Genomic DNA, 13,482 nt, shown 5'->3' with positions numbered 1-13,482 from the left:
TGACTTTTCTCGGTCTTTTGCTGTACTATGAGAATGTATATAGAATAATGGAAATAGTGAGTTTTTTATTTTTAATGCGCCAATTCCCATTATAAATAAAGTATATGTCAATTCGCCAGAATTTGCAATACTAAAACAATACTTTTTTCCCGCCGATCGCACTTAAGCACCAATAAATGAAATATTCTGCATCCAGCCCCAGAAACAACAGCCAAACATCTCGCTTTGACGGATTATCTTTGGACGATCGCAATCCCGACTTCATAAAACTAATGCTGCCACTCTGGGAATGGCTGTACCGCTACTATTTTCGCGTCCAAAGCGACGGCTGGCACCACGTCCCCGCACGCGGAAAAATGCTCGTTGTCGGCTCTCACAACGGGGGAATCGCCGCTCCTGATATGTTTATGTTCCTATACGAATGGTTCCACAGATACGGCACTGAACGCTTGGCCTACGGATTGATGCACCCGACGGTTTGGGAAGTTTCTGCTGATATTGCTGGCATGGCGGTGCGGTGTGGCGCGATCAAAGCGCATCCAAAAATGGCGATCGCAGCTTTGCGAAAAAATGCCCCGGTTCTAGTCTATCCTGGTGGTGCCGAAGATACTTTTCGTCCCTATCACTTACGCAATAAAATCCACTTTGCCGGACGCAAGGGATTTATTAAGTTAGCATTGCGAGAAGAAGTGCCAATTGTACCAATTATATCCCACGGTGCCCACGATACTTTGATAGTTTTGGCAGATTTGTACGAAGAAGTTAAGCAATTGCATGAATTGGGGATGCCGTGGTTGTTGGGCATCGATCCGGTAGTATTTCCGGTGTATTTGGGATTGCCTTGGGGGTTGAGTATTGGGCCTTTGCCAAATCTGCCTTTTCCCGTGCAAATTCGGACTCGCGTGTGCGAACCGATCGTATTTGAGAGGTACGGTAAGGAAGCTGCGGGCGATCGCGATTATGTCGATGCTTGTTTCGATCTAGTTACAACTCAAATGCAACGGGAATTAGATTGTTTGATTGGCAATTGAGCATTGCACAAGTTTATTAATTCGGCCGACTGGTGACTAATTGCCCGATCGCCTTTACCGCAATTTTAGGATGAAAAAGTAAAGTCGGTGGTTCAATCATGTGCAGAACTTCCAAAAAAGCTTGACAAACTTTCGCATCTGTGGTCAACGCTTTTAACACCAGATCCATGTAATTAATTGTCAGTCGCGTAGCCAGGTTTGGTTTCGCACCCTCACTTCCCCGATAGCGCGAATCCTGGCTGATAGCAAACGTCCAAGGAATAGTATGTAATTTTGCGAGTTTTTGTTGAAAATGTCGCCCAAAGCCTGTTAAATCGCCTTCAGGATAGCGCTGCCGCTGTTTTTGCAGACATTCATCCAGCATCTGAGCATCCAATCCAGCAACCGTCATTCCTTGGCCGTAAACAGGGTTGAAAGCGCAAACTGCATGGCCGACAATTACCAAATTTTCAGGATAATGGGAGAGGCGTTCGTAGTGGCGCAAACGGTTTTCTGTACCTCGATAACTATACACAGGTGCGATCGCCTTTGCATCTTTAATCGCATCATAAATCATCGGAGTTGGCAGACTGCGCGCAAATTCTACAAAACCTGCTGCGTCTGCGGGCGGATAATCGCGATCGCCCCCACCGAGAGTCACCAGCCAGCGATTCCCCTCGATCGGGAAAATTGCACCGCCGCGAGTGCGAAATGGCGGTGCAGTTGACACAAATACAGGCGCTGTATCTGACAATTTACCGCTGCATTCATAGATGCGCGTCGCATAGCCGACAAAAGCATTGATAACCGTTTCAGGTGGCGGTTCATAGCCGAGTTTTTTCAACCATTTAGGCGTTTGAGAAACTTTGCCGCTAGCATCGACTACTAAATCTGCATTCAAATTCTCTTCATTAATGTTACCTGGGTTTTGGCGATCGCAAAAACGCACCGACACACCAGCAATCGCCGTGCCCTGAGTATTCGCCAGCAACCCCGTTACAGTCCCTCCTTCCAGGAAATGCACGTTCGTATTTTCAGTCAAGCGGTGGCGAATTTGGCGATCGAGTAAATCCCGACTGAACATAATTAAATCATCTGGATCGGGGGTAAAATGTGTCGCCCAACCAGCCGGACTAAACCAGGCGATCGACTTCGGATCTAACCTCGGAGCACCCGCAGCTATCAGTTCGTTTTCTAAGCCGGCAAACAACTGTTCTAAGATGATTTTTCCACGAGTCAAAAGGATGTGCAGGTGTCGGGATTGAGGAATACCGGGGCGAGGCGCAGCTTGTTCGGGAAAAAAATCTCGTTCAACAATACTTACGCGATCGAAGTGTTTCGCTAATACTCTAGCGGCCAACAGTCCTGCTAAACTCCCGCCCATAATAATCGCGTGACTTTCTCGCTGCATAATCAATTTTTTTGAAGGTTAATAACTAATACCATGTTTACAAAGTTTTCGACCAAACAAGTGTGGCGTTTGTTTACAGTCTACAAGCGATTAAATAGGTGCGTCGCGATCGGATTGTCGATATTTATTTAGGGATTTTTGATGTATCCGCACCCTACGACTCACAATTTTTTTCTCTCTCTTCTCTTCCTCAGCGTTCTCTGCGTCCTCTGCGGTTCGTTAAACAAAGTCTATTTGACAACGGACAGAAAACTGACATAGCACAATTATCCCTGAATCAACAGCAGGCCGCAGACATATTTATACACTTCCGACTGTAGGGGGATGCTTTAGCTCGTCAATAAAGCGATGCTTGCCATTGGGGGCATGAGTTTAACACTATACATTGGTCAAGTCGCGCCAATGAACGCGCGCACCCACCCTTTAACGAGGAATATACTATGTATCAAAATTTGCCAATAAATCCACAACTGTATAACATCGGGTTCTGGCTGGCCCAAGTGCCTGTAGAACAGACTACAACAACAACAAGCAGAGTAGAAGATGCAGCACTCCTTTATTCCGGGCCACAATTTTTTATCGCCTTAATATCTGGAGTCGTACTAGCCTGTGCTTTCCAACTCTTGCTGACAAATTTATCAGTAGCCGCAGGCCTTTCCTACATCGGACAATCCCACGACGATGGACACAAATCTGATAGCAGTAGTCCCGTCCGCCACATCGGCAGCAAAGTCGGTACTTGGACGCTAATTACTGTCACTGTCGCCCTATTCTTCGCTTGCTTGCTAGCAGTTAAGCTTAGTTTGATTAGCAGTCCTGGTTTAGGTGCGATCGTCGGTTTAGTCGTGTGGGCGGCCTATTTCTCACTCCTCGTCTGGGTGAGCTCCACCACCGTCGGTTCCCTGATCGGTTCCGTGGTTAACACCGCAACATCTGGCGTTCAAGCTATTTTCGGCACCGCAGCCGCAGCCCTCGGCGCCAAAGCAGCTAGCAATCAAGTAGTCGCCACGGCGAAAGCAGCAGCAGCAGCGGTGGGCCACGAACTCGGTAGCGCGATCGACCCTACAAGCTTGCGGGAAAACGTCGAAGACTACATCCAAGCCCTCAAACCGCCGGAATTAGACATCAAAGCGATGCGTAGCGAGTTTGAAAAATTGCTCAACGATCCGCAACTCAAAAGCATTGCGGGCGAAAATTTGCCGAATCTCGATCGACAAACTCTCGTAGATTTAGTCAGTTCGCGATCGTCCTGGTCAAAACGCGATGTCAACCGGATTGTAGACCAACTCCAAGATGCTTGGAAACAAGTAGGAAAACAAGACCAGAAATCAGACGGCATCGCCCAATTGATAGATTATCTCAAATCAGCAAAATCGGGAGATTTGCTCTCAGATACGCTGACAAGTAGGGTAGAAAAAGTTCTCGGCAATCTGGGCGGGCAAAATTCTGGACAAAACTCCACAATGATGTCCCAAGCAACGTCAATGGCAGTCAATGCTTTAATGGGAGTAGTTTTGGGTCGCACGGATATTTCCGACTTAGATGTCGAAAAAGTAATGGGTCAGCTTAAAACAGCTAAGGACAAAGTTAGCCAACAAGCTGATAAAATTACCGCTCAAGTCAAAGGCGAACCAGAAACTTACAGCCCAATTCGTGCTGACGTAGAAAACTACTTGCTCAACACTTATTCGTGGCAGATGAACCCTACCGCGATCGAGCGCGAATTTCGTGACGTGCTCTACGATCCAACGGCAGATCCGGGAACTGTGCGCCACGAATTGGAAAAACTAAATCAGTCCAAGTTTGCGGAAATCCTGGCAAGTCGAGGCGTTTTTACCCAAGACAAAATTAAAGAAATTTCCCAGGAATTAGAAGGAATCAGACAGCGAGTTTTACAAACTGCGATCTTTGCCGAGGAGCAAGAAAAAGCTCGCGATTTGCAGTGGCGCGTGGAAACTTATTTGAAGCTGACGCCCAAAGCAGAACTGACAGCAGCAGGTATCGGGAGCGATTTTAAGAAAATCTTAGAGGATTCTGATGTTACTTACGAACAGTTGCGCGATCGGCTTTCTCCTTTCACCAGCGATAGTTTCGTGCAAATTCTCAGAGGCCGCGAAAACTTCGGCTTCCAGGAAGTAGACCAGATTGTTAAAGAGTTGGAAAGGACGCGAGATGTAGTTTTAGCAGATGCTAAAGGTCTGCAAGAAGCAGCGCAAGTCCGACTAGACAATCAGTGGCAAAAAGTACAAGAATACTTGAAGTCTACGGGCAAAGAAGAACTCAATCCCGAAGGACTCAAACGCGATTTCAAAACGCTGCTGGACAACCCGGAAGCGGGAATGTGGGCGCTAAAAGCTAGAGCTTCTCGGTTCGATCGCGAAACTTTGGTAAAATTGCTATCTCAGCGCAAAGACCTCAGCGAAGACCAAGTAAACCAGCTTCTCGACAGTGCCGAAGAAACTTGGCACAGCGCGCTGGAAGCACCGCAAAAGTTGGCTGAAAAAGCCAAGGATCAGTACGACCAAACTACTACCGCCCTGGCAGATTACCTGCGGAAGACTGGCAAGGAAGAACTCAATCCTGAAGGGATTAAGCGGGATTTGACCAAATTGATAGAAAATCCCAAGGAAGGGGCTTTAGCGCTGCGCGGAAGGCTATCTCAGGTCGATCGCGATACTTTGGTCAAGCTGCTTTCTCAGAGAGAAGATTTGACCGAGGAACAAGTCAATCAAATTATCGACCAAGTGCAGGAAACTCTAGGATCGATCGTGAAAGCGCCGCGCCGTTTGGCGAAGCGGGTGCAAACTCAAGTCCAGGATTTTCAGAGCATTTTAGAGGATTATTTGCGAAATACGGGCAAGGATGAATTAAATCCCGAAGCCATCAAGCGGGACTTGCAACTGCTGCTACACGATCCAAAAGTCGGCGCTTACAGCTTGGGCGAACGACTGTCGCATATCGATCGAGCTACTATGATTTCTCTGCTGTCTCAGCGGCCGGATATTTCCGAAGCAGAAGCTGCTCGGATTGTCGATCAAATTTTGTCGGTGCGCGACCAATTCGCACTGCAAATCCAGAAAATTCAGGAGGGCATTCAATCGGTAATTGACGGAATTCTTGGAAAAATTCGCGATTATCTCAATTCGCTCGATCGCCCGGAACTCAATTATGAAGGTATCACGCGGGATGTGCGGAAGTTATTTGACGATCCGCAAGCCGGATTTGATGCTTTGCGCGATCGCCTCGGTCATTTCAACCGCGATACTTTAGTGGCTTTAATTAGTTCGCGCGAGGACATTTCTGAAGCAGATGCGAACCGTTTGATCGACCAAATCGAAAGAAGCCGCAACAGCGTCTTGCAAAGAGCAGAACGCTTGCAGCAAGAAGCGCAGCTTCGCCTCGAAAACATCAGATTGCAAGCTGAAAAACAAGCTGAAGAAACTCGGAAAGCAGCGGAAGTTGCCTCTTGGTGGCTGTTTTTCACGGCTCTTACCTCGGCGGCTGCGGCTGCGGGTGCTGGTGCTTTAGCTGTTATCCGATAAACAAGAGTCAATTTGTGCGCTCGGATTTCTAATAGTGCCTGATGTTAGTAGAAACTCACATCAGGCACTATTTTTATCGACCTTCTTAAAAGCGGTGAGGTATTTCTGCTTAAGAGCATTTCGCCTCGATTCACCATTGTAAAACAGGTTCGTAGTGAGGACTTTAGTCCGCATTCAAGAAGGACTAAAGTCCTCACTACGAACCGTAAAGCAAATCGATTCACCATTGTAAAACAGGTTTGTAGTGAGGACTTTAGTCCGCATTTAGGAAGGACTAAAGTCCTCACTACGAACCGTAAAGCAAAACAAAATTGTTATCAGGATTCTCAAGGGCGGTGAGGTGTTTCTGGTAAGTTCGTGTCGCCTCGATTCACTATTATACAACTGGTTCGATCGTTCGGAATGCAAGTCCTCCAGAAGAAGGACTTGCATTCCGAACGATCGAACCGTAAAGCAAAACAGAATTGCGATCGGGCGAATCAAAAGCGGTTCTCAATCCAGCACGCCTGTTGTGTCAACCGCCACCGGCACCCCGCCCAGGGCGGGGCGAGTATCAAACGCGAAGTTTTTTCGTGGCGCGATCGCCCGTTTCTTTTGAAAATCGCGGTTAGCTCATGACTCGCAGGCGATCGGTTGTGCATAATGAAGGGAACTAAAGATGTGAAAATACTACACTGACTGTGGGGGGCTAGATACCCGATACCTTGGAAATACCGAGGGCTTTTGCAAATGAGCCCACAACAGTCAAAACACGCAGGCCAGGCTCGATCGCCAATGCTAAACAACCTACGTCTCCAACCTCCCCAGGCTACTTGCTTAGTAACACCGTGAGGAGGCCGACGCCATGCAACTCCGAAAAAAAACACTATTAATTATCGGTGCAGCTCTGATCAGCCTGATTGTGGTTCTCTATGCCACTGCATCAACCATTTTGCTGCACGATTTTAACAACCTGGAGGCACAGTACGTCCGCCAGGATGTCGCGCGGGCTTTGGATGCCTTAGATGATGACTTGTCGAATTTAGACACCAGCGCTCAAGATTACGCCGAGTGGGATGATACGTACTCTTTTGTCGATACACGGAACCAAGAATTTGTCAAGTCAAATTTTGTAAATTCGACATTTGTTTACTTGAGATTAAACTTATTGGTGCTGCTGGACTCCGACGGTAAGACCATCTTCAGCAAAGGTTTTGACCTGAAATCCAAAACCGAAATCCCAATTCCGGCAAGCTTGCAACAGCACTTGACCGAGGCGCTGATCGAGTCCCAGACAAGTTCTGAGGAGGGGTACCCCGCCAAAACAGGCGTCGTCACCCTGCCAGAAGCCACGCTGCTGATAGCCTCAAAACCGATCGTCAACAGCAACGCTCAAGGCCCGCCGCGGGGGACGCTGATCCTGGCACGCTACCTCGACAACACCGAAATTGGTTTGCTTTCGGAACTGACTCACCTGTCAGTGGATTTTAGATTGCCGAGTTTAGATTTTAAAGTGGGAGCCACGAACTACTCCGGACAAGGTGCTAAGGTGCTGGCTCGCTCCAGGCAGGATTTGGACAATCTCAAACTCAAAATTTCCAACCTCAAATCAGTAGAAATTTTAATCGAGCCGCTCAGCGACAGCGTAGTCGCAGGATACGCCCTGATTCGGGACATCCGGGGCAAGCTAGCGCTGCTGCTGCGAGTAGAAGTAGACCGAGTAATCTCTAGGCAAGGTCAGGCTACCCTAGAACTCTTTACTTTCTCGATATTGGCAGTAGGTTTAATATTTAGCGCGATCGCCATGCTGTTGTTAGAAAACTTAGTCTTGGCGAGATTGGCCGACTTGAGCACTAGCGTCAGCAACATCGCAGCCAACGGCGATCCAGACTTGCGCGTTCAAATAATGCCAGGAGGCGATGAACTCGCCAGCTTGGCCGACACCATCAACCAAATGTTAGAAGCATTGGGCAATTCTCAAGTCGAACGCAAGGAGAGCGAATACCGCTATCGGTTGATCGCCGAAAACTCAACCGACATGATTACCAGACACGACCCCAAAGGCGTGTTTATCTACGTCTCGCCCGCCAGCCACGCTTTGCTGGGATACGAACCTTCGGAACTGATTGGGCGCCTTCCCAACGATTATTTTCACCCCGACGATTTAGAAACCGTCGCCAAAGCTCACTCGAAAGTCCTGGCGCTGCCAGTTACTTACACCGTCAGCTACCGCATCCGCCACAAAGACGGCAAATACATTTGGTTTGAAACCACCAGCCGCACGATCCGCGATCCCGAAACCGGTGGAGTGCAAGAAATTATCGGCGTTTCGCGCGACATTAGCGTACGCAAGCAAACAGAACAAGAACTGCGAGAAAGCGAAGCTGCAATTAAAGCTTTGTACCAAGTGACTTCTGCTCCCCGTACAGACCCGCAGGGCCGCCTTTCTACCTTTGATTTGCGCCTCGAAGAACTGCTGGCAATGGGATGCCGGCATTTAGGCCTTTCCGTGGGAATTTTGTCGCACATTCAAGGCGACAACTATCAAATAATTGCTGTTGAATGTCCCGATGAGTCGATCGTCAAATCACAAATCTACGATCTGGAAAAAACCTTTTGCGTAGCTACAGCAATGGCAAAAGAACCGATGTACTTTGAGTCGGTGAGGTTTTCGGGTTTGTGTTTCAATACTCCCAATCCTGCCTTCAACATCGAAGCTTACATGGGCACTGCCGTCACGGTGGCAGGTGAAGTTTACGGCACTCTATGCTTCTTTGCTCCGACTCCTCTGACAGAACCGTTCCGAGCTGTAGATAGAGAGTTGGTGAAACTGATGGCTCAGTGGGTGGGCAGCGAACTAGAACGCCAGCAAACAGGCGTAGATTTGGCAAAAGCTCGCGACGAAGCACTGGCAGCTACGAAAGCCAAAAGCGAATTTTTAGCCACCATGAGCCACGAAATTCGCACTCCGATGAATGGAGTCATCGGCATGACAGGTTTGCTGCTGGATACCCACTTAAGTCGGGAACAGCGCGATTTTGTAGAAACTATCCGCAGCAGTGGCGATGCTTTGCTGACGCTGATCAACGATATTCTGGATTTCTCGAAAATTGAGTCGGGCAAATTGGACTTGGAGGAACATCCGTTTGACATCCGCACTTGCATTGAGGAATCTCTCGATTTGGTAGCTGCTAAGGCGGCACAAAAAAAACTGGAATTGGGTTACTTGATCGATCGCTCCGTACCACCAACGGCGATCGGTGACAGTGCCCGCTTGAGGCAAATTTTAATCAACTTGCTCAGCAATGCTGTTAAATTTACTGAAAGGGGAGAAGTGGTGGTTTCGGTGACTGCCAAAAAGCTTGCAGTGTCCACGATCGGCGCTCAAGAACTGCCAGCAATTAATGGCGAACCACGAGCAATTCACAAAGTATACGAAATACAATTTGCGGTTAAAGATACTGGTATCGGCATTCCGTGCGATCGCATGGATCGGTTGTTTAAATCTTTCAGCCAGGTTGATTCTTCAACGAGCAGGCAGTACGGCGGTACGGGATTGGGCTTAGCAATTAGCAAGCGTTTAGCCGAAATGATGGGCGGCAGGATGTGGGTGCAAAGTATGGGTTGTCTGGCTGGCAATCCTCCGGGAGATTTTAAAGTGGCAGTTTTTGAGATCGCAGGTGAAGAATCTTGCGAAATTGCCGAAAAATATGGCTCTAGCAAATCTTTACTCAGCAGCGAGCCGATCGACCAAAATCCCAAATCCGCAGGCTCTACTTTTTATTTCAGCACGATCGTTTCAGGCTGCAACAGTTCCTTACCAGTTAATTTGAGCACTACTCAACCTGAATTAACTGGGAAGCGAGTCTTAATTGTCGATGACAATGCAACCAACCGCCAAATTTTGACTCTCCAAGCTCAGTCTTGGGGAATGGTGCCTAGGGCTTCAGCTTCGGCTCGTTTGGCTTTAGATTGGATCGCGGCTAAAGAGGTGTTTGACTTGGCAATTTTGGATATGCAAATGCCACAAATGGACGGGTTGGCTTTAGCTGCGGAAATTCGCCTGTATCCCGAGTGCCAAAAGTTGCCGTTAGTGATGCTAACTTCGATCGGCAGACAAGAAATTAACACCCCTACGATTGAGGTGGATTTTGCTGCTTTTTTGAACAAGCCGATCAAACAATCTCAGCTTTACAATGTTTTAATCAATATTTTTGGGAAACAGACTGCTGAAATTAGAGTGCAGCGAACCAGCGGGCCTTTATTGCAAAGCATACCCGTGCTGGCCGAGAATTTGCCGCTGCGGATTCTGTTGGCTGACGATCATTTGGTGAATCAGAAGGTGGCTTTGCAAATTTTGCAGCGGATGGGGTATCGGGCGGATGTGGCAGGAAATGGTATCGAAGTGCTCGAAGCTTTGCACCGCCAGCCTTACGATGTTGTGCTGATGGACGTGCAAATGCCGGAAATGGACGGTTTGGAAGCTACCCGTCGCATCCGGGAGGGATTTTCAGCGGCTTTGAACTTAGAAAATGCCAGGGAAGAATCAGAAGTTTCAATAAGTGAGGAGGAATTTAACAATGGAAAATCCCAAATCGAAAATCCCGAATTTAGTGATGAGCAATCTAACAATCCAAAATCCAAAATCCCCAATCCCGAATTTAGTGATGAGCAATCTAACAATCCAAAATCCAAAATGCAAAATCTAAAATGGACGAGGCCTTGGATTGTGGCGATGACGGCAAATGCGATGCAGGGCGATCGCGAAGAGTGCATGGCTGCGGGGATGGACGACTATTTGAGTAAGCCGATCGCCATTGAGGAGTTGGTGCGAGCTTTGAGCGCGTGTAAATCTCGCTCAAATGGGGAATTCGATTGCCCGCAGCCGATTTTTTGTGTGAGCTCGCAGATTGAACCGACAGTAGGAACAAGTGAATTAGAAGTGCGATCCTCTTCGAGGGCTGCGCTAACGAATGCTGCTGTTGGGGAAAATCAACAAGTGACTATGCCCAATTCGTCCTCCGCCGTCAGGTGGGGTGCATCAAATGTCGATCGGGCTTTGTCACAAAACGGCGATTGTCTGAGTGCCAAGATTATAGAGGGACTGCGAGATGTCGAAGCTTTGGAAGAGGCGATCGACCTTTACCTCGAAACAGCCCCCGAACTGCTGCAAGGCATCTCCGTGGCTCTGTGCAACGCCGATCCGCTAGCTTTGCGGCGAACTGCTCACTCCTTGAAATCAATTAGCGGTACTCTCGGTGCTTTTCACTTGTTTGAGTTGTGCGAGGAACTCGAAATCATGGGCCGGATGGGGACAGAGGCAAATAAGCCTTTATCTGGGATGGAATCCGGGCTTTTAGAACAGGTTGAGGCCGAGTATCAAAGAGTCGAAACGGCCTTGAAAATAGAACGGGAATACAGCTAGACAGTCACAGAATAATAATTAACCTGAATCGGGCAAATCCACGCGATAAACATGATGAGGTACGTTGTTGGGCTTCAGCCCTCTTATACCATTTTTTAAAAGTTATACCATTTTTATAAAATTGTGCAACAGCCTTCGACCCCCCCTAGCCCCCCCCTTGTAAAGGGGGGACAAGAATACTGTTATTTCATTTAAAACTGGTATTATCACAGACTTTAGCAAACAGGGAAAGTCGATAAATTGCAATCTCTTGTCGTCCTCGAACTCTATCGGATATTTGAAAAATGGTATTATACAAGCTCTCAGTCATACCTCATCTTTTTGAGAAAAGCTATAATTGCTTTGACAGTAAAGTTCGATCGACTGGTCTTGAACTATGGCTGTTTCTACGATGTCTAGTTTGTGAAATAAGGTTTTTCGATTAGCAATGGCAACTCTATATTTCCACACACTAATCCTGCACAATTCCACTGCCGCAGATACTCACAAACTTCAGAAATAATCGCATTTGCTGCATCTAAATCTTGTGCTTGAGAAGCATGATAGTGCGCTCTGATTAAGGGCTGAATATCCTCGATATCTTGCCATTCCGATTCCGGCTTGAGGGGAATGCTGATATAATAATTATAAGCTTGGCTGTGCGCTGTACGGACATTTTCAGGATTTTGATTTAGCAGATGTTCGCCCTTTTCTCGAATTAGCGGATGCAACTGATAGGATTTGAGATGGCGATCGTAATATAGCAATTGTCGGCGTTTGAGTGCTTGAATAATATTTTCTTTAAGTTCGTATTTGCTAACTTCTGGCATTTGAGCGCTAATTCCTGCAAAAGATAGCGGATATTCTGAGGTTTGATAGACAGAAATTCGGCTGAGACAAGTTTGCTCGCCTTCGCTGAGACGCGCTAGGATTTTCTCAATCAATCTTTCAATATCTCGAATCAGCAACCAGTCTCTCTGGTGTAAAAAATTCCCGACATTTCCTTGAAATTCGGTGTCATCTCGAATCAAGGCTGCTACGAGTTGTAAGGCTTTGGGATGTCCTGAATAGCGATCGCCCATTTCCGCTAATTCCTCTGCATTTGCTGTCAGATTAAAAGATTGCAATAGGGAAATTGCGCTATCTCGATCCAATCCGTTTAGCTGGATTTCGCGGGTGACAGTTGGCGGCAATTCTGCCAAGCTTTCGCGACTGGTGAAGAGGATTTTGCTTTGATGTTCTGTTTCTAATAGTTGTTTGAATAACCAAGCATATTCTGCACAATCGTCTGCGAAATAACCGGCGGCTTTGGCTTCTCCTGTTTTCAAAAGTGTGTCGGCGCGATCGAATACAATTAAGCAAGGTTTAGCTTTAATAATTTTTATCAGCTTTTCGATTTTTTGGAAAGAGTCTTCTTGAGGAGTGACGGCGGTGGTGATGTCGCCGTTGGAGAGGGTGAATAGCAGGGAGTCAATTGTGCGATCGCAGGGGGGTGCTTTGCCTGTTGCGGATTGCAAGGATTGCCAAGCGGCGCAGGTGAAGGGGGTATTTTCTGTGTGGAGTTGGCGAATTAGTTGGCTGATGAGGGTGGTTTTTCCGATTCCCGGTAATCCGACTATTGAGATGGCGGTGATATCTGAGTTAACGATAGTAGTTTTTAAGATTTCGAGTTCTTTGGTGCGCTGTACCCAATTTCTGACGGGGGGTAAGTTTTCGGGGAGGGGGAAAGTGCGATCGGTTTGGTTGTCTTGAGGGATATCTGCGATCGCGGCGGCTAAAAATATCTTCCCAGTTATTGATTCCTACAGCTTTACAAATATCGATAAATGTTTCGCGTCGAATTCGGTTTTGCGCCCAAAATCTCCTTAAAGTGGCTTTGGAAGTTAGGGCGGCTTTGCACCAAGTATCCTCAGTTTTATTCCATTCGAGGTTGCGTCGCACCATGTCGATGATTTTCAGCCCTTCTTCAGATGCTCTGAGCAAACCTGCCATTGGTATTTACATATTACGATTTTTCCTTGAGGCAATTTTACCAGATTTGGTGAGCTAAATGAGCCAAATGAGCTAAATGAGCCAAATGAGCTTTTTATGTTGAGCCAAATGATGAGCCGTTGAGCCGATACAGAGCAAGGATTA

The 13,482-nt window shown here is 47.4% G+C and carries 6 protein-coding genes; 3 read left to right on the top strand and 3 right to left on the bottom strand.

All coding sequences use genetic code 11. The annotated features are described in order from the left end of the window. Positions 1-176 precede the first annotated feature (176 nt). Positions 177-1,031 carry a glycerol acyltransferase gene (locus JGK36_RS18820; RefSeq protein ID WP_293190487.1) on the top strand — a complete coding sequence of 285 codons (855 nt, stop codon included), beginning with the start codon at positions 177-179 and terminating at the stop codon, positions 1,029-1,031. Between the two features lie 16 nt (positions 1,032-1,047). Here JGK36_RS18820 and JGK36_RS18815 read toward each other — a convergent pair whose 3' ends face one another. Next, entirely contained in the window at positions 1,048-2,421 is a 1,374-nt protein-coding gene (locus JGK36_RS18815; protein ID WP_293190486.1) for a 2-polyprenyl-6-methoxyphenol hydroxylase-like oxidoreductase, read from the bottom strand. 440 nt (positions 2,422-2,861) lie between these two features. On the opposite strand from JGK36_RS18815, the gene JGK36_RS18810 reads away from it, so the two are divergent. Both JGK36_RS18810 and JGK36_RS18805 read left to right on the top strand, forming a co-directional pair. After that, on the top strand, positions 2,862-5,963 hold the full coding sequence (locus JGK36_RS18810) for an MFS transporter (RefSeq protein ID WP_293196917.1): 3,102 nt from the start codon (positions 2,862-2,864) through the stop codon (positions 5,961-5,963). Positions 5,964-6,807: 844 nt separating this feature from the next. Beyond that, complete coding sequence (locus tag JGK36_RS18805; protein ID WP_293196916.1) at positions 6,808-11,367, top strand: response regulator; 4,560 nt, start codon at positions 6,808-6,810, stop codon at positions 11,365-11,367. A gap of 395 nt (positions 11,368-11,762) precedes the next feature. Here JGK36_RS18805 and JGK36_RS18800 read toward each other — a convergent pair whose 3' ends face one another. Next, positions 11,763-12,965 (bottom strand): AAA family ATPase, encoded by a 1,203-nt coding sequence (locus tag JGK36_RS18800; RefSeq protein ID WP_293201048.1) that lies wholly within the window; start codon positions 12,963-12,965, stop codon positions 11,763-11,765. Positions 12,966-12,987: 22 nt separating this feature from the next. Then, positions 12,988-13,338 (bottom strand): hypothetical protein, encoded by a 351-nt coding sequence (locus JGK36_RS18795; RefSeq protein ID WP_293201045.1) that lies wholly within the window; start codon positions 13,336-13,338, stop codon positions 12,988-12,990. Positions 13,339-13,482 lie beyond the last annotated feature (144 nt).

The sequence above is a fragment of the Microcoleus sp. PH2017_35_SFW_U_B genome, from assembly GCF_020737865.1.
Classification (GTDB): Bacteria; Cyanobacteriota; Cyanobacteriia; order Cyanobacteriales; family Microcoleaceae; genus Microcoleus.
Note: the sequence above shows the minus strand (reverse complement) of the source record. Positions and strands in the feature narration are given on the sequence as shown.